Source organism: uncultured Mailhella sp. (assembly GCF_963931295.1).
Taxonomy (GTDB): Bacteria; Desulfobacterota; Desulfovibrionia; order Desulfovibrionales; family Desulfovibrionaceae; genus Mailhella.
In genome coordinates this window covers 1,149,835-1,167,415 of sequence record NZ_OZ007001.1, presented here as the reverse complement: position 1 = coordinate 1,167,415, position 17,581 = coordinate 1,149,835, and the positions used below count along the sequence as shown (strand labels likewise).

Below are 17,581 nucleotides of genomic sequence, written 5' to 3'. Positions count from 1 at the left end.
CGTTATATCCTCATGCGCTGCGCCGAGGCAGCCTGCTGTTCCAGTAAGGGAGCGTTATGTTCCAGAGCGCCCGGAGCCGAGCGGAGTTTGTCGTCCATTTCCATGTGGAGAACGTGGGCCATCTTGTCGAAAAGCGCGGCAAGCTCCATCACGGAGTCAGGGTCCTGCTTGAGGGCCAGATTGAGGAAGTCCGGGTTCTGAAGGATGAGGCGTGTTTTTGTGACCGGGTTGTCCGTGTTCTTGAAGGCAACGGCTGCCTCGGTGAAAGACAGCGGTTCGGAGAAGGCGCTGTTTCGGGAAAGGCGCTCGAAGACCTGCGAGCCGGAAGTCTCTTCGGCATGGAAGGAAACGCCGCAGGCCGCGTCGCGCTGCTTCTGAAGTTCCACCAGTTCCGGCCATGCTTCCCGTCTGGGAAACCACCTTGCCGCAGGCTGTTCATCGGATTCAAACTGATGCAGCACCGTCAGTATCTTTGCCGCTTCCGAAGCCGCCTGAAACACGGCTTTGACATCGCCGCCGGAAAATTTCTGATTCCAGTTGGCGATATAGGCGGCGGAATTCGTTTCCGGCATGGGCAGCGCAAGATGCGCGCCGGCCAGCATGGAAAACATTTCCGCGCGCATTTCTTCAAAGGCGTAGCTCTTGATGGTCTGCGCATTTTTCAGCTGACGGTTTTCCCGCGTTTCGTGCCCGGTGGCATGGAAGAACTCGTGCAGTTTGGCGGCGTAATATTCATCCGTACCGCTGAACCGTTCGGGATACGGCAGGGCCACCTCGTTTTTTTCCATGTTGAAGCAGGGATCGCCGCCGTAGTGCCTGACGTGAACGCCGGAGCTGGCGATGAAGCGTTCCACCATCTCATGCCGTTCAATCTGCGTCATGGCATGGGCGGGACGTTCCTTGGCGGGGAATCCCTCAATCTGGGCGGCATTGAAGACCGTGAAAGGATAGAAAAGCGTTTTGCGCTGAACGTCGGGAACGTCCTGCCCCCGGTCCTTCATTTCCTCGATGCGCCGGAGTTCTTCTTTAGTCAGGAATTTCCAGGCTCCGTTTTCTTCCACAATGTAGGCGACTTCCTCCGGCCGCAGCACCTTGACGCCCCGTTCGCCCTTGCGGATGTTCATTTGCAGTTCGGGGTGGGCGTTCTGAAAGCTCTGAAGCTGGTTGAAGGTCATCCACCGGTCATCGGCGTATCCCCTGACAATGGTTGTCAGCAGCAGCCGAACCAGGTTCGCCCCGCTGTACTCTCTGCCGGTCACGGGACAGAACGGCATTCCCACAGGAGTGTCGGAGGTCCAGCCCCGTTGCCAGTCCCCGGCTTTTTCCGCCAGGGAAAGCATGGTTTCAGCGATGCCGTTGACGAACTCTTCCTGGACTTCGCGGCTTATCTGAAAGCGGTTTTTTCTTTCGCGCGGCTGCTCACTCATGCGTTTTCCTCCCTTAGTTCCACGATGACGGAATCCTGTTCGTCGTGCGGATTGAGAAAGCCCGCCAGAACGGCGTCATCCCTGCTCATCAGGAAGGCCCCGGCGTCGAGCTGTCGTTCAATATGCCGGGGCGTAAGGGATACGCGCTCCTTTTCCCGGCAACGGACAGGGGAATCAAAGAGGCCGAAACTGTTGCGCGGAACGTCTTTCATGTCGAACTCCTTTCGGGTTGTTGAATTACCAGCGGCATCGTTTGCGCCAGAGGGTTTCGGTGTATCTGGTCTCCCGGCGTCTGCCCATGAACGCCGTGCGTATCGCTCTGAGACAGGCAAGAGGCGACATGCCGGAGCGTTGAACAAAGAACAGGGCCACAATGCCCAGGCAGGCAATGGCCGCCGTCCACCAGGACCAGTGGAACAGCCACAGAGCCAGGGGAAAGATGGCACGGGCGTCCAGAATGAAAATTTTCGGCGTGAGACCGGTATCCCGCCAGAGAACTTCACCGTTCATGAGGTTTCCTCCAGAGCGAGTGCGTGGGACGGACTGTTTTGCCTTGCCTTGCGCTCCGCCAGAATGGCCTGATAGATGTCCCTGCCTATGTGGCCTCCGGCATAGGCGAGTTCGGCGGCATCCTGTATGCGCTGGCCGGAGGAGGAAAGCAGTTCTTCGGCCTGCGGAATCAGACGTTCCAGGGGCGTGTTCAGCAGGGTTTCCCGGATTTCGGGTGTGAAGGCCAGATATTCGCGCAGCGCCGTGCGTCCGCTGTTGTCCGGCAACGGAACGAGACGCTGGGAAATGATGAGCCTGAGACTGGAAATGAGCGTCGCCGTGATTTGCAGCCTTTCCGCAATGGGAAAGACGTTGATGATGCGGGAAAGCGTTTCCGGCACGGAGCGCGTATGCACCGTGGAATAGGCGGCAACGCCTATTTCCGCGCTTTCTATCATGCCCCGGAGCGTATCGGGATCACGGCTTTCTCCGATAAGCACCACGTCCGGCGCCGTGCGCGTTGAGTTGCGCGTGGCCGTAAGAAACGATTTCAGATGTTCGGGAATGGTGCTTTGCGATACCGGACCTCCGGGGGTCGGTATGGCGTCAAAGTCGAATTCTATGGGGGATTCATAGGTGCTGACGTTGCGCCCGCCCTTTTCAATGATGCGTCGAAGAATGGCGGCGAGCAGCGTGCTTTTTCCACTTCCCATGACGCCAGTGACCAGAACCAGACCGTTGGACGGCATGGCATGGTCCAGAATTTCCTGTTCCACATGCAGGTCTTCCAGGGCCGGGGGCATGGAAGGAATGGCACGGAACACGATTTTGACGCCGGTGGAATAGCCGTCGGCCACCGGGGTGGCATTGCCGCGATAGCGGCGGCGTACACCTCGGCTTTCCTCGATTTCATGGGCAAAGTCATAGTCCGACTGGCCGGACTTGATGAGCGCGGCCACGGAATTGTTCCGGGTCAGGCGTTCCAGTGCGGACAGAAGTTCATCGGTCGTAATGGCCCGCTGCGTGACCATCCGCCATGTTCCGTTGAGGCGCATCCATGCCGGAAGCGCGGAACGCAGGCACAGGTCGGACATGCCGCAACGGGTTCCCCAGAGCAGCAGGTCGTTGATGCCCGCATAGTCCCAGCGGATACGCGGTTCACGAGGATACCAGCCGGGATTCGTCATGGTCACTTTCTCCCCTTTTTTACGGAAGGAGACGGGGCGACCGTGAAGGCGGACGGCGCGGTAATCCGATAGACGCGCTGGCCGATGTTCAGCTTGTTTCCGTTGTCCGTGGTGTGCATTCCCAGGTCGGAAGAGGCGGTTCTGATGCGGCTCAGAAGGTGCTGGGCCGTGAGCAGATGATACAGCATGGCTCCGCGATAGCTCCGCACCATCCGCGCCACGTTGTCCGCGTAAAGCTGATCCGCCTCTTTCAGCCCCTGCGTCCAGGCATCGCGCACGGCGCGTCGCCAGATGGCCCGCTCTTCGCTGCTTTGGGGCAGAACGGCGGGGTTAGGCTTTTCCGGTTCGGGGAAATCGTCCATCATCAGAAAGGTTCGCCAGTGAGGAACAACCGCGATGTACTGTGCCGGTTCAAGCATTTCATAAGTCGCTTTTGCTGCTGTCGCGGTTCCCGGCTCTTCAATCCGCATGGAGGCTCCGGCCCGTGCCAGAATCGGCGGCATGATGAGGGCTTCCCCCTGCGTCAGAACAAGCGGCGTGAAGTTGAAGGCGGCATCCATGATGGTACTGAATTCTTCGGTTCTGGCGGCAAGCTGTCGGTAGCGCCAGGCTATGGCCGTCTGAAACGTAACAAGCCGGGCCGCCTCCTTGATGGCTCTGGGGCGCATGAGCTTGACGGCGGTATGCTCTTTTTCACTGCCGCCTTTCATTTCCAGAAGTTCCGCCAGCTCGTCGGGATCGCCTTTGCGCGGTCCCGAAGCGGGGTCGGCGGGAACATGCACGGCCAGGTATTGCCCGTTGCCGTCTTCAGCATAGGAGGCGTCGTAGGGGGTGAAGGCATGGTCGTCGTTTGTTTTGTCCGCCGCTTTCGGCGCATTGACCGTGCCGGGGGGAACGGGCACGGGAGTCGTGGGGGCATTCTGCGGGCGCATTCCCGCGCACCCGGTCAGAGAGACGGCTGCGATGAAGGCCAGCAGAAGAGAAGTCGCCTTCCGGGAACCGAAAAGACGGAGCCGAAGCGCAGGGATGAGACGGGCGAACATCGTCATGAATGAAGCTCCTTACCGGTGGTTCTTGCCAGCGTGAGAACGCGGTTGATGGGGTCGAAGCGCACGGCGGCCTGAGGCTGTATCTGCCATGCGATGTCTTCCAGAAGTTCATGCGCGGGACGGTTCAGCCCATGCACCACCACGGTCATGACCTGTGCGGAGGGGGGTCCCGCTTCCCTGTAGCGAAAGCCGAGTTGCAGGCAGATTTCCTTGAGCGCTCCTTCCACGGGTCCCGTCCAGGTAATGGAGATAGGCAGATTCAGCGAAGGGTCGGAAGGCAGCAGCAGGGGCTGCAAGCCCTGTCCGCGCAGTCTGGCGATCATGGCGAGTTCCCCATGAGCCTGTTCTGCCGCGTGTCCCAGGGTGGTTGATACGAAATCGGCGGGCGGAGGAGCGGAAGACTGCTCCCTTCCCGCGCAGGCGGCAAGAAAAAGACAGCATAAGCACAGCATAAGGTTGCGGAACATGATGGACCTCCTTTATGGATGAAAAGACACACCCCGCCCGCCTTACGAGCGAGGAGAAACGACGCCGACTCCTTGCAGCAGCCAGCGACCGAACGGCAGGAAACGGCGGTTACGCAAAAGGGAAATGCGCCAGAGCGTCGTGAGGATTCCAAGAAGACATGGCAGAGAGATGAGACAGAGGGCGATGACGGACAGCATGGTTCGCTGCCATATAGCCGCCAGAGCGCAGAGAACGACGGGAGCGATAAAAAGCGGAACGCGCAGACGCAGCACCCTGATGACGCCGGGAATATCCGCGTCGTCGGCAATACCCCAGGCGGCAAGCAGCAGAGAAAAGTCCTGAGCAACCGCGTGTTGTTCCTGGGAAGAGCGATGACTGCGGAAAAAAGCGACACGGGCACAAAGTCTGTTCCGAAGAAGGGAACATTGCCGCCTGGACTCGCAAAGAGCGGTAACAAGAGCCGTGGTCGAGAGATACTTTTTCATAGGCGTCAGCTTCTGAAGTTATCCTGTGATACTCGTGAAGTCTGGGAAACTCCTGACGGCGATTGCGTCGGCATCGCGTGCCCGGAGCCGGGGCTGTTCCATTGCCTCGAAATGTCGCCGCGAAGTTCCCTTGCACCCTGCGCCCCGGAGCTGACGGTATTGGTGGAGGCGATAAAGATGCTCTTGACTCCGGCCTGGTCTTCCTTTTCTCCCAGCCCGTGGATTTGCTGACCTATCCAGCTGGTCACATGCTCCGGCAGGTAATGGATGAGGGAGAAGAACTTGTTGGCCGCCATGATGACGACGATGCCGAGGATGACCAGCATGGAGAACGTGCCGGTAATGCCGAGAATTTTGGTTTGTGCGGTTCCGGCGACGAACATCTCAAAGCTGGCTCCGAGAAGTCTGCCGAGGACATTCATGAGAATGACGGCGGCAAAGAATCCCGCCACCATCAGAGGAGGACGGATGATGATGGCAAGGAGAAGAAAATAGCCTCTTTTGCCGTGCTGACCGGCAGCGCCGTCTCCGTCGGGCAGCGCATGGGCGCACAGCCAGAGCGGGGCCGCGACCAGGGCTTCCACAATGAGGATGATCCAGCCCACCATGGCCGAAATCCAGCGAATGAAGGGAATGGCGGGCAGGTAGTAGGCCAGCGCCAGCCCGTACAGCAGAAGGGGAAGAAAAACGGCGAACAGGGCAAAGGAGATATACTTGTCCAGATTCGGAATGGCCTTGCCTACGAGGGGCAGCTCCTTGCCCATGGAGTGCGCCACATCCACGACGCCGAGAGCCGAGGCCAGCCCCCATGCCGTACCGATGAAGTAGTCCCCCACATTGGAAATCGCCATGATGGGGTCCTGGCTGGAGAGCTTTTCAACGGCAATGGGCAGAATGTTTGCGGCGACCAGCTGATTCAACGTGGCCCGCAGCCAGTTGGTCAGCTCGTCAAAGGCCCGGCCTTCATCCGTCACGGACGGCGTGGCCGTGATGTCCGTGATTCCCCTTCGGCTGGAATAGGCGGTCTTGATATAGTTTGCCACACGTTCCTTCGCGGCTTCATAGTCCTGCAGGCCGTGCGTCCAGGCATACAGTTCGGAGACGGTATATTGGTGCGGGCTGTAGGTGATGCCGGAGTACATGGCCTCGCGAACTTCCTGATTGATCCATGCTATGGACCAGTAGGAAGAACCGGCGATGAGCCAGCCGTACTGGGCGGAGTTTTCCTGGAAGTCTGCGAGCTTGCTTTGAAGCTGTCCCTGTCCGGCATAGCTTTGCAGTTCGGAAAGAATGGTCGCATTGACCTGATTTGCGGCACTGTGCAGCGCGCGGGGGTCAATGGAGGAAGACGGCGTTTCCGGGTCGGCAAGCTGCTGCGCCACAGAAGAAAGAGCGGAGATGGCCGTTCCTACGGCATTGACCTTGCCCCTGCACAGGGCATCGCTTTCATCCACACAGGAAACCTGAATGGAACCCGCATTGCCGTTGAAAAGGAACTGGTATTCTCCCCCGGAGCGGAACCAGTTGCTTTTGTAGTTCCATTCTCCGCCCGGCGAGATGTTCATGCCTCGACGCTCGTTCAGGTAATACTGGAGCGTCAAAGATTCCAGAGCGCCATTGGTAATGGCCGCATAGTGCGTGACGTTCTGGTCCGGTGCCTGTACGGTGATCTGACCGGCGTGTTCCACAAAGTAGTCGGTCCCCAGTTCCCAGACGAAATTGCCGAGGTTGATGGAAAAGCCGATGCAGGCCAGAATGGCCACCTGGAAGAGACTCAGCCCCTTGAAGATCGGAGCCAGAGCACCCATGGCCCCCACAAAACGCAGGGGCATCCACAGAGAGCTGAAACGCTTGCCGAAGGGTACGCCTTCATGCGCCGTTCCGGCCACGGCCAGAGCCATAACCCACAGGAACAGCGCGGAAATGACGGCCAGCGCCACCAGATTGAAGGCGCTGAAAATCTGGAGCATCAGCTCCGAAGCCTGCGAGCCTCCAAGACCGGCTCCCCAGGTATCCCATCCCTGTCCGAGGAAGGTGTCGAGAATCTGCTTGCTGGCATCCGTGGGCAGAAGAATTTCCGAGGTGGCAGGGAGTTCAGAGGCCATGGCGTCTTCCCCTTTCTTCATTGAGGGTGCTGTTGACTTTGTGCTCAATTGAGCTACATTTTCTAAAAACAGGAGGACAATCATGCCTGCCAACGATTATGTTCGCGCCCGCATTGACCCCGCCATCAAGAATGAGGCCGCCGCCGTACTGGCAACCATGGGGCTGACGGTATCCGATCTCTGCCGCATGGCGCTGACCAGAGTGGCTCATGAAAAGCGTCTGCCTTTCAGCGACGATATTCCCAATGCACTGACCCGTGAAACTATAGAGAAGGCGGAACGGGGAGAGGAAATATTTCACGCCAAGGATGCGGAAGATCTTTTCAGACAGTTGGGGATATAAGTGCGTAACTCCACTTTTACCGCTCAGTTTCGCCGTGATCTGAGAAAGGTGGAACATCGCGGCTACGATATGCAAAAGCTGAAAACGATAATCATGCTTTTGCTTAATGAGGAACCACTGCCTAAGCATTGTCGTGACCATGCCCTCAAAGGAGAGTGGAAACCATACCGGGAGTTGCATATAGAACCGGATTGGCTTCTTGTGTATAAAGTAAGCGAGAATGAGTGCGTTTTTTATCGTACCGGCACCCATGCCGATCTTTTTTCCTTGTAGCAGGCGCATGGCGGTCTCCTACTGCTGTGCGCCGACCATGCGGGCATAAAGGTCGTCCATGTCCCTGCCGGTGGTTCCTTCCATGCGGGAAAGGAAGTCCAGCGCCGCAATGACGGTCAGGCGGTCCATAAGCTCCATGTTTTTTCGGGCAAGCTCCATCTGAAAAGCCTGCATGACCGCCATTTCCCGCAACAGTCCGGCATCCGTGGCCGTGGCTATCTGGGCAAACCAGTTGGGGTTGCCTACGCGCATCTGTGAGAGCAGTTTGTAAAGCCCGACTTCCGAAAGTTTTCCGTCCACAATGCCGGGAGGAGTGCCGCTTCCTCCCGCTTCCGACCACTGATTCTGCGCCCATTCGGTCACGTCTTCCGGCAATGTGGGAGCGTGTAGCACGACGTGGTGGTTAAGCGCTTCGGTAACGGCGGCCAGACGTTCTTCATGAACCTTCCTTGCCGCTGCGTAGGTCTGCCCCGCCGGAGTTTCTTTCTGTGCGTCCGTGACCATGGGAAGCGGATGGGGATTGGCCAGAGTTTTGATGGATTCATGCGCCTGCGCCACCTGGTCTTCCGTAAGCGTGCTTTGGAGCGGAAAGAGCGCATCCAGACTTTCGGGTTCGGAAGGCTGGTCGTCGGCCAGAATACGGTGCAGAAATTCCACCGGCTTTGCGCCGGGTGTGTTGGCATAGGCGAACTGTTTTTCCCTCATGGTCGCATGAATTTCCTGCCCTGCCTGTGCGCCGAGCTGTATTCCCGCGCCCAGCGAGGTTGCGCCGCAAAGCCCTGAAGGCTGGGCCGCAGTGCCGTACAGATCTTCGGTTTTCATGGCTTCGCCTGCGACGGCCTGCCCCTTGATGGCGGCGACATTGCTTTCCTTGAGCGCGACCAGCGCCCGGACGACCGTTGCCGTTTCGCTTTTGATGGTACCGATGATATTCTGTGCGGCCAGCAGAATTTCCGAACGGATGGCCTGGGCTTCCGCAGCGGTATAGGCGTTGACGGCCTGAATCGTTTCAGATTTGGCCGCTGAAATCATGGCGTTGATGGAACCGCAGCCGCAGCCAGCGGCCCAGACCTGGACCGGAAACAGAACAAGCGCCAGGGTAAAAAAGAGCTTTTTCATTGTTCCTCCGCCAGTTCATTGGCAATTTCCAAAATGACGTTGACGACTTCATCGTCGGAATCGCTCCTGTCCTCCACCTGCCGTCTGCGTCGTTCCACTTCGGCCTTGGCCGAACCTCCGGGAAAACGTCGAGCCAGTCTGCGCAAGGCCTCGGATGGTCCCAGCCTTTGATAAAGGTGATTGCGGATAGTCACGTCTTCCGTGGTGGTGCTGAAGGCCCAGAGAGACTGGCCGCCTATGGTCAGGCTGAGGACAAGCTGCGACATGCCCGAACCTGTGCGGAACAGGGCTACGAGATTGGAGCCTGACTTGCCGGGCTTTCCCAGACGGGAAAGGGCATGACGGCAGGCCCCGTTCAGACCGAAGCGGAGACTCAGATTCTCAATGCTCTTTTCCGTGCCGGACCCCAGAATGACGACCGTGGTGGCCAGTTCGTCTGTGATGATTTTGGGAATATCGTCGATGGATTGCGTATAGAGACCGATGGAAAGGTTCCATTTGCGGCTTTCACGGGCCATGGTGGTCATATCCGCCTGCAACTGGCCGGAAACCGAGGTGTTTTTGGTGACGCGATGCGCTTCGTCGTAGCAAAGCCTTTTAGGGTCCTCCCGAATCGCCTCGATTCGCCCGGCATGATAGTCCCGGTAGGCTTCGGGCATGAGCTGCACATCCGCAGGCATCAGGAAGAAGCGTGAACCGAGGACGTGCCGGGCCAGCATATACATGACGGCGGACTGACGATCCGCCGTGGAACCGCCGCGCGGAGCCACTTCATCAAGGTCAAGGCTGACGATCTGAGCGTCGCCGAGGTCGAATTGCGTGGGTTCCTTCAGGATGACATAGGCGTCGATGGCATCCAGAAGGGAGCGCCAGACATTGAGGATGAGATTTTCGTCATAGGTGTTCTGGATACCTTTGTTCTGCCTGATTTGCGAGCCGACATCCGCCAGCAGAGGCACGGCGTAGCGCTGGGCCTGCAAGGCTTCATGGACATAGCCCCGTTCAAACAGTCCATCGACCACTTCCCACCAGGACGTGGAAGCGTCCCGGCGTATGCCTTCTTCCGTGATGAGGGCGTGCAGCTTCGGAAGCACGTTCGGCTGGTAAAGCCGGGGGTGATGGTTGTCGGAGAGTTCCTCATAGGCGAGATCAACCGCTCTGCCTATGAGTCCGGGAACGCCGTCTGCCGGAGCCGTGACATCCAGAGGCGTGGCCAGCAAAGACAGCAGATTGACCAGAAAGGCCTTGTGAGACGGCAGAGGTTTTCTGTTGCCGAGCGGCGTATCAAAGGGATTGATGGCATAGTCCGGCGTCATCCTGAGTCTGTGATAGGCCGCGAGATGTTTGCGGCCTTCAGGCAGGTTTTCCTTCAGCAGCGTTATCAGCCCGGAGCTGGACGGACCGACATCCACGATGGACAGCCACGGCAGACGTGACAGTCCGCTTTGAGTGACGAACGCGAAGTTGAAGGCATTGAGAAAAACGGACTTGCCGCCGCCCATGGGGGCAACGCCGAGGTCTATCCAGGCGGCCTGTTCCGAAGAGTTGGCCGCATACGGCATGATTTTACCGTCCTGGGTCCGGAACAGCAGGCTTCCTTCCCGCCACGGCGACGCTGGACGCAGCGGCAACATGCCAAGAGCGTCCTGCAAGGGCGCGGCGGTGATGGGAGCCGGACTTGCGGGCATCATGGCGGGAAGCGTCGCGGTAAAACCGAGAAGCGGGTCGCCTGTGGCTTCGGAAACATCCGCCGTTCCCCATCCCTGAACGGTTTTGGAAAGTTCCGCGACGCGCCGCCGAAGCAGCAGATGGGCTTCCTGCTCGGAATCCGTCACGCTGGCCCAGGTGCAGAAGCAGATGCGAAACCGGATGCAGCATACGCCTTCAAGGTCCAGCTCTTTCAGAGCATCGACGGCCTTATTGAACTTTTTGTTGTCCGAAGAGCTGAAGGCCAGAATGGCCGCAAGCAGGGGCCGGAGACCCATGTTCAGGCCTCCGTCTTCCAGCAGAAAGGAAATGCGGTACGGCAGTCGTTCATCACGCTTGGCAAGTACCCTGAAAAGTTCCTGAAACGGTTTCGGCGTCTGGGGCATGAGCGTCATGATGAGAGGCCCGAATATTCTGTCGCCGATGCGTATGGCGTTGCGGGAAATCAGTTCTCCCTCATGGGGCCAGAGTTGTGTCTTGAAATCCGGGTACAGCATGTTATGCAGTCTGTCCGCCCTGCTTGTGTCGGGGTCAGGCAGACGCAGCGGCAAGGAATCGCCGGGGATGAGAGGCCGCCAGTCCCGACCGGTCATGTCCGGGGAAATGCACAAGCGGATATCACGCAGAGCCTCATGGGCCGAAAGGGGATGCACCAGCAGGTCAACCTGACGGAAAGCGTCCATCACGCCGGTCAGAAAACCGTTATGGGCGTCATGCAGCGCAGCTACGGCGCGGGATACCTGCTGACAGCCCGGAATCGTCGGCACCTTGGACATGGCGGTATGGCGTTCCTTCAGGGCTGTTTTCCGCAGGGAATCCGGCAGAACGGCGGGCCTTGTCCAAAGAACGAGCCAGCAGGTTTCCAGAGCGCAGTAGCGTTGCAGCGTGGCTCCCCAGTCATCCAGCAGCGGGCCGATATGAAGGCCCAGATTCTGTGCCGTCAGCCGGGAAGGACGCAGAAGTTCGGTAATTCGGGAAGCGCTGCTTTCCGGGTCGTACTCAAAAACGACCTGAAGCAGGTGCCCCGGCTTGGAAAAGGAAGACTGGAATTTTTCCGTCAGACCGGAAACAATGCTCCCGTATTCTTCTACGCCCACATGCTTCAGGGAACCCTCAAGACGCAGAAGACTCACGAGACTTCCGTCGTCCGCCACCAGAACGTCGTCATCAACCGTTTCCAGTCGGCAGTAACCGTACACCGGTCCGGCGAAGACTTCAGAGATGGCGCGTATGCCGCAGTCTATGCCATTGACAAGTTTATCCAGCATCAGGATTCCCTCTTCAGAACGACCTGTTGAATCACCACCCCGCGCGGGGTGGTGGCCGTGGAGGCACGGCAGACAAGAACAGTGGCGATAAGACGCTGGGTGCTCTCCACCCCCTGGCTTGATTCGTAGGAAACGATCAGGGGAAACTCGATGCGCCATGTGGCTTTCCCGCTGACCAGCCCGGAGGCGATGATGACCGGGGCACCGGTGGCAACGGATGAGGCGGAAAGCCGTTTTTCCTGAATCATGTTCAGAATCCCGGAACTTTCCAGAGAGGAAAGGAAGGATTTGAACGTGTCGTCGTCGAAATTCGGTCTGACGGCTTCCAGCTTTTCGCGCCACTCCAGAAAGTTGAGCGACATGGCCCCAGTAATGGTGTCAGACACCCACGTCAGCAGCCCGCTCTGGGTAAGCAGCGGCTGGTCGAGAGGAACCAGAGGCGCGAGGCGCAAATCAGGCGTGGCGGCGAAATATCGGGGTTTCGGCTGATTCAGCAGAAGCAGCGCAATGACGGCCAGGCTGACCATCAGCGCCAGGCTCAGTCCCAGCGCGAGTTTCATGGCGCGATGAAACTGGGTTCTGTACCAGCCGAGACCTCCGATAACGGCAGACGCGTCCGGGGCCGGAGACGAGGCATGAGGTTCCATGCTCAGAGCCTGCCCCGGAGCTTCCGGCAGGGAAGATGTTTCCTTTTTTTTGAACATACTCATGCCTCGTCTCCTTTGAGGTTACAGGCCGAGATCACTCATGCCGGAGGTCTGATCGGCTCCGAAAAGCGTGGCCGAGCCGGAACCGAGGGTTTCTCCCAGACCGAGCAGCACGGCTCCGACCAGAATCTTGATAAGGCCGCCGGGATAGGTCGATTCGCCCTGGCGTTTGGTGGCCTTGTACATGTCCACGCAACCCCAGACGCCCATGCCTGCACCGGAGGCGTATCCGGCAAGGGTGACGCCCTTGGCGACGCCTTTGGCGTTTTCCGCCACATTTTCGCCGATTTCTCCGAAGGTGACGGCAGCCTGGACAATCTCAGGCATGAGGAGCCATACGGCGGCGACACCGATAACGGCGGCAGTACAGCGCAGCGGGGAAATGGAGAGCTGATGATTGATGAAGTTCATAGAGTCCTCCGTACTCAGCCAATGATGTTGGCGATGTATGTTTGCACGTCACCGCCTACCGTGGCCCCCAGGCCGCGCAGGAAAGTGACAAGGTTGACCGCGAGAATGCCTCCGAACAGATGGACAAGGCCCCGGCTGAGATTCATGCTCTGGTTCGGCGTGTCGCGTATGAGACACAGCCCCCGCGCAATGCCGATGACGCCGATGGAGGCAATGGCGTACACGGCGAACTGGATATAGATGGAACCGGGGGACGAAGGCGGGCTGTAGCTCAGGGCCTGTTCCGAGCTTTGGTTGAAAACCGTCATGGACAGAGAATCCATGAGCGCGGGAAGATTCAGCAGCAGAACGGCACAGATGAAGCTCCAGACCGCCGTGGAGCGGTTGAAGCGTTGTTTCCGGCTGACGGCCTGAACAAGAGAGACAACGGCAAAGACAATGCCGATGAGATAGGCAAGCCGGATGATGACGGGCCACCATTGCTGCAAATGCGGAATGACGTTGGCAACGTAATTTTCCATGGCGTCACCTGTCCTTGACGTTCATGACCAGAACGCCCACGGGAGTGCCGCTTTCGAGCCTGACGGTGGGAGGTCGGTCGAAGTTTCTTTCAAAGATTTTTCCGGCCTTCTCGCCGACCTTTCCGGCGGCAATCCATGCCTGATCGCTGACGCTGTAGGTGTTCCAGACCATCTGGTCGGTTACGTCGTTGCCGTAGCCGTAGATGGTACTCTGGGCACCGCTGTAGCGTTTGGCCGTACCCAGTCCTTCCAGAAACGCCGAGGCGACCAGACCGCCCCACCGGCTGAAGAAATGAGTGTCCACGGAACTGGCGACCGAGGCTTCCGAGGTGGTGGGATCAACGGCATAGGATTCCACCTGGATGGTTTCGCCGGAGGGCAGAATGATCCGATTGAAGGCCAGCACAAGGCGTTCGTCATGGCGCTGGAAAGAGCCTGTGAGGCGGGCATTTCTGTATGTGCCTGAGGTGACGGTCGCCAGCACGGCGGACGGAACATCGGAGTTCACTCCCACATCTATGATGGCGTACAACAGGTCGCCCGGTTTCACCGCAGGTCTGGAGGATGCAGCGACCGACGGCGTCCCGGAGGCAGGCTGTTTTTCGGACTCCTGCTGGCCGGTCTCATCCTGGAACTCCCGGACATAGGCGATTTGTCCCTGACCCACGGAAGCGCTGGCCAGCCTGGTGTCCAGTTCGGCCAGGTCATCCATCATCCTTTTGAGCATGGCGTTGTCCGTGCGCGGCGTCTGAACAGGCACGGTGCGTACCTGAGCAACCGGCGGAGGCGACGGAGGGGTATCCTGCTTCTTAATGACAACGGACTTTTTTTCTCCTATCGGCGTAGGAATGAAACTCGCACCGCTTTGAAGCGCCGCGTTGGCCTGTTGCGCGTCGTGTTCCTTCAACTTCTGGTTGTATTCCTCAGAGCCAACGCCGCCCGCCTGCCCGCTTACGGCTTCCGTTCTTGCCGATGCCATTTTTGAGGTGCCGGACGGTTTTTCCGGCGTGAACAGCAGAAACGAGGCAAGAACAATGACAACGGCGGCAGCCAGCCCCAACAGGCTGAAGAGTATGAATCGTCGCTTTTTTTCCGTGCTGGTGATAGCCATGTGTCCGCCTTATTTGAGAGTATTTTTCAGAAGGATGGTCTGCACGCTTCCTTCACGGGAAAGCATGATTCTTGTCGTGACGGGCAGCTCGTAACATTTGGTGGAGCCTGCCCCGTTGACGACGGCAGTCCATGCCGGCCACATCAGGCTGTGCGTGGTTCTGACGTAGTGTTTTCCGTTGTATTTCCAGGCCATCACGGCATCCGAATCCGGTTCGGAGCGAAGACGCACGGCATCATCCGGGGGGACGCGGTCAAGAAAGGACAGCATGGCGGAGCTGGCGGTTTCCTTGATGGTGCTGGTCAGGGGAATCGCAGCCTTCGGACCATGGTGGGCGAGCTGAATCAGCACCAGCGCGTCGGCTTTGCGTTCAGGAGCGCGGACGGAATCCGACTCAAGCCTGATGACCAGCGGAATGTCCCGATTTTCCAGAGTGACCACGAGGGTTGACGTGGCATAGCCCTGTATGGGCATGACATTGAGCAGATTGCCTTCCGGCAGTTCCGGGCGGAGAACCTGAAACGAGGAAGGCCCTCCGTTGGTCACGGAAGTAATGGGCCACGGCTGACCTGTGGAGTCATGAAAAACCAGAGATGTGGCGATGTTGGCCGTGGTAAATACCTTGACCGGCGCACGACCGGGTTCCAGCGTGACGCGCACCGTTCGGGTCCGCAGGTCGGGGGAAACGGGCAAAAGCGCTCGTTCACGCTGATCCGACCGTTTTCGGTATTCCTGTATGTGTTCCTTATCCAGCGGCATCATCTGCCGCAGACTTTCCTCAAAAAGCGCTTGCGCCTCCTGGGCCTTTTTCAGGTCCGAACCTGAGGGCGCGGTCGTTTTCTGTGTCGATTCTTCGGGCAAGGAGGCCGAGTCGGCGGATTGCCCGTGAACGGTCGCCATCGTTGCGGGGGAAAGAGGCGTCCGAGTTGCGGCGGAAGTCTCTGCCTGGGCGTCCCACGGCAGCGAAAGCAGAGCCAGTATTCCTAAAGAAATCAGTTGCTTCACGGTAGCTCCTTATGCGTATGTCGGTATGGCTGGGGATTCGGAATTTCTGCCGAACAGCAGTTCCGGGCGGTGAAAATAGGAAATCGGCGTATCAGCTTTGGAAGATGGGGACGTATAGCGTCGTTCCTGTACTTTCCGACGGTACTCAAGAAGAAAGGCCACAATGCTCCTGGTGTTATCCGCAGGAACATCTTCGGCAGCGGGAGCGCTGTGAATGGAGTGCAAATGCAGCCAGATGCCGAAAGCCATGGCCTCGTTGAAGGGAGCATCAAATTTTTCCGCAAAAGCCCGGAAGAGAGGACGCAGTCTTTCTTTTTCCGCTTTCTGCCGTTCCAGGATGCGTTTTTCTTGTTCCTCTCTTTCCTGCATGGCCTTTTGCACGCCGGGATCAGGACGCCGTCCCGAAGGAGAACCGGAAGAAAGGGCATCAAGCCATCGCTGCCCGCGAAGCCAGTTTCCAAGCTGGGGGATGAATCGTCCCTGTTCCCGGTGCCAGCTTTCCTGAACCATGCAATGCTGCAGAGCGGCGTGAAGTTCAGATACGGGAGGAAGCTGACCGCAACGGGCCAGACGGAACCAGGCAAGTCGGGCGAAGCCTTTTGCCTCTTTTTTGGGATAGAGATTCCATACGTTTTCAAAATCCTGTTCAGAAGAAATCCCACACCCCGCCGAAGGCGCAGAGAGATCCGTAGGCTGCGGAGTCTCTTCTGTCATTTTTGGGGGAAGGGGGGTGTTTTTTTCTTGTTTTTGTTTGTTAAAATTATTTATGTAGCCAGAACTTGACTTGTTGCAGGTAAAAACTCGTTCACTTATTTCAGAATTTGACTTGTCAGCGTTATTATTATGTTCAGGTCTTATAAGGTAATACACAGAAGAGCGGTAATGCTCCTTTCGTATGGTAATGAGATTTTCACGCACCAGTTCAGCAAGATAATTTTTTACACTGCTAATGCTGCAAGAAAGGCGAGAAGCAAGAGTGGCATGGGACGGCCAACAATGATCTTTTTCAGAAGCATAGTTGCACAGTAAGGCATACATGACCTTTGCTCCAAGTGTGATGCGCTTTTCCAAAATAAATTGTGGAAGAATAGGACCAAAAATTTTTCCTTTAGGCGCAAATGTCTCCATATGTCTTTCTCCCGGCCAAGGAAAAAGATACTTTTGCAGAGCTGAATATTGACAATAGACGGTAATTCAGCTATTGTTCTTTCAGATTCTTTTGAGAAAGAACAAATGTTCTGCAAGAAGCCGTTGGGGTGCCACCTGACGGCTTTTTGTTTTCCCAAAGCCTTTTTCATCCTCAAAACCTTGAGGCAGGTTGCGCTGAACTGCGCCTGTCGCATGACCTGCAAAGGATTGCTGGTGGCGCCCTGACAAAGCGGCGCTTGAGGAATCGCCGATCGGTCTGAAGGGATCTGAGGAACCTGAGCAGGCAGAGTGCTGTTTGCCGGAGGGATGGCAGAGGCTTCAACAGAAGACCTCTTCGCATATGAGACGCGGCAGAATTCTGGGCCGCTTCAGATGCGGAAGAAGCCTCCAGCGGTGCTTTTTCAGCACGGGAACAGGGCAGATTTTTTGAGGGAGCAGAGGGCGAAGAAGACGACTCCAGGAAGAGAAGACGGAGCCGTGAGAGAAGACAGGAAGAGAAAGGACGGTGTGAGAAGGGATACTTTCAGCGGGCAAAAACAGGACGGCGCGCCGAGAGCATGGGTTACAAAAGCGGGTTACAAGCACAGAGAGTTTTGGTGACATTTTATGCCCCTCAATGTGCTATAACTCATTGAAATATAATGGCGGTAGGCGCATGTAAAACGGCTTTCACGCCGTCAACGGCGGTTCAAATCCGCCTGGGGACGCCAAATTTGAGTACAATGAAGAACGCCAAGATGCATAACGTCTTGGCGTT

At 57.6% G+C, this 17,581-nt stretch carries 19 protein-coding genes; 3 read left to right on the top strand and 16 right to left on the bottom strand.

Features of this window, described 5'->3' with window-relative positions; all coding sequences use genetic code 11:
• Positions 1–2: 2 nt before the first annotated feature.
• Genes ABGT79_RS04720 through ABGT79_RS04685 form a run of 8 tightly spaced genes read right to left on the bottom strand, consistent with a single transcriptional unit; the run spans position 3 to position 7,210 of the window.
• On the bottom strand, positions 3–1,427 hold the full coding sequence (locus tag ABGT79_RS04720) for a zincin-like metallopeptidase domain-containing protein (protein WP_346665231.1): 1,425 nt from the start codon (positions 1,425–1,427) through the stop codon (positions 3–5).
• A complete protein-coding gene (locus tag ABGT79_RS04715; RefSeq protein WP_178643680.1) occupies positions 1,424–1,639 on the bottom strand; it encodes a hypothetical protein in 216 nt (71 codons plus the stop codon). Before ABGT79_RS04715 ends, ABGT79_RS04720 begins: the two co-directional genes overlap by 4 nt.
• Before the next feature lie 25 nt (positions 1,640–1,664).
• Entirely contained in the window at positions 1,665–1,937 is a 273-nt protein-coding gene (gene icmT / locus ABGT79_RS04710; protein ID WP_077073087.1) for an IcmT/TraK family protein, read from the bottom strand.
• Positions 1,934–3,103 (bottom strand): ATPase, T2SS/T4P/T4SS family, encoded by a 1,170-nt coding sequence (locus ABGT79_RS04705; protein ID WP_346665230.1) that lies wholly within the window; start codon positions 3,101–3,103, stop codon positions 1,934–1,936. Before ABGT79_RS04705 ends, icmT begins: the two co-directional genes overlap by 4 nt.
• Positions 3,104–3,105: 2 nt before the next feature.
• On the bottom strand, positions 3,106–4,152 hold the full coding sequence (locus ABGT79_RS04700; RefSeq protein WP_346665229.1) for a type IV secretory system conjugative DNA transfer family protein: 1,047 nt from the start codon (positions 4,150–4,152) through the stop codon (positions 3,106–3,108).
• A complete protein-coding gene (locus tag ABGT79_RS04695; protein WP_346665228.1) occupies positions 4,149–4,619 on the bottom strand; it encodes a DotD/TraH family lipoprotein in 471 nt (156 codons plus the stop codon). The genes ABGT79_RS04700 and ABGT79_RS04695 overlap by 4 nt, the downstream gene beginning before the upstream one ends.
• 42 nt (positions 4,620–4,661) lie before the next feature.
• Complete coding sequence (locus tag ABGT79_RS04690) at positions 4,662–5,105, bottom strand: hypothetical protein (RefSeq protein ID WP_346665227.1); 444 nt, start codon at positions 5,103–5,105, stop codon at positions 4,662–4,664.
• A 5-nt stretch (positions 5,106–5,110) separates the two neighbouring features.
• Positions 5,111–7,210: a DotA/TraY family protein gene (locus ABGT79_RS04685; RefSeq protein ID WP_346665226.1), complete on the bottom strand. Its 2,100-nt coding sequence runs from the start codon at positions 7,208–7,210 to the stop codon at positions 5,111–5,113.
• 82 nt (positions 7,211–7,292) lie between these two features.
• On the opposite strand from ABGT79_RS04685, the gene ABGT79_RS04680 reads away from it, so the two are divergent.
• Together ABGT79_RS04680 and ABGT79_RS04675 are read left to right on the top strand one after the other, a co-directional pair.
• Complete coding sequence (locus ABGT79_RS04680) at positions 7,293–7,553, top strand: type II toxin-antitoxin system RelB/DinJ family antitoxin (RefSeq protein WP_178643691.1); 261 nt, start codon at positions 7,293–7,295, stop codon at positions 7,551–7,553.
• A gap of 69 nt (positions 7,554–7,622) precedes the next feature.
• Positions 7,623–7,826 (top strand): type II toxin-antitoxin system YafQ family toxin, encoded by a 204-nt coding sequence (locus tag ABGT79_RS04675; protein ID WP_239446718.1) that lies wholly within the window; start codon positions 7,623–7,625, stop codon positions 7,824–7,826.
• Positions 7,827–7,844: 18 nt separating this feature from the next.
• Here the strand turns inward: ABGT79_RS04675 and ABGT79_RS04670 are convergent, their stop codons facing one another.
• The 8 genes from ABGT79_RS04670 to ABGT79_RS04635 form a co-directional block, all read right to left on the bottom strand.
• Positions 7,845–8,945: a hypothetical protein gene (locus ABGT79_RS04670; protein ID WP_346665225.1), complete on the bottom strand. Its 1,101-nt coding sequence runs from the start codon at positions 8,943–8,945 to the stop codon at positions 7,845–7,847.
• Positions 8,942–11,920 carry a type IV secretion protein IcmB gene (locus ABGT79_RS04665; RefSeq protein ID WP_178643695.1) on the bottom strand — a complete coding sequence of 993 codons (2,979 nt, stop codon included), beginning with the start codon at positions 11,918–11,920 and terminating at the stop codon, positions 8,942–8,944. Before ABGT79_RS04665 ends, ABGT79_RS04670 begins: the two co-directional genes overlap by 4 nt.
• Positions 11,920–12,630, bottom strand: coding sequence for a DotI/IcmL/TraM family protein (locus tag ABGT79_RS04660; RefSeq protein WP_077073096.1), 711 nt, complete (start codon positions 12,628–12,630; stop codon positions 11,920–11,922). Before ABGT79_RS04660 ends, ABGT79_RS04665 begins: the two co-directional genes overlap by 1 nt.
• Before the next feature lie 18 nt (positions 12,631–12,648).
• A complete protein-coding gene (locus tag ABGT79_RS04655) occupies positions 12,649–13,038 on the bottom strand; it encodes a hypothetical protein (protein WP_178643697.1) in 390 nt (129 codons plus the stop codon).
• A 14-nt stretch (positions 13,039–13,052) separates the two neighbouring features.
• Positions 13,053–13,559, bottom strand: coding sequence for a hypothetical protein (locus ABGT79_RS04650; protein WP_279060920.1), 507 nt, complete (start codon positions 13,557–13,559; stop codon positions 13,053–13,055).
• A 4-nt stretch (positions 13,560–13,563) separates the two neighbouring features.
• The gene (locus ABGT79_RS04645) at positions 13,564–14,670 is read right to left on the bottom strand and encodes a DotG/IcmE/VirB10 family protein (protein ID WP_178643702.1); all 1,107 of its coding nucleotides are present in this window, start codon (positions 14,668–14,670) and stop codon (positions 13,564–13,566) included.
• A gap of 9 nt (positions 14,671–14,679) precedes the next feature.
• Positions 14,680–15,432: a DotH/IcmK family type IV secretion protein gene (locus ABGT79_RS04640; RefSeq protein ID WP_346665224.1), complete on the bottom strand. Its 753-nt coding sequence runs from the start codon at positions 15,430–15,432 to the stop codon at positions 14,680–14,682.
• A 252-nt stretch (positions 15,433–15,684) separates the two neighbouring features.
• A complete protein-coding gene (locus tag ABGT79_RS04635) occupies positions 15,685–16,803 on the bottom strand; it encodes a helix-turn-helix domain-containing protein (protein WP_346665223.1) in 1,119 nt (372 codons plus the stop codon).
• Between the two features lie 309 nt (positions 16,804–17,112).
• Here ABGT79_RS04635 and ABGT79_RS04630 point away from each other — a divergent pair, with 309 nt between their 5' ends.
• Entirely contained in the window at positions 17,113–17,424 is a 312-nt protein-coding gene (locus tag ABGT79_RS04630) for a hypothetical protein (RefSeq protein ID WP_346665222.1), read from the top strand.
• Positions 17,425–17,581 lie beyond the last annotated feature (157 nt).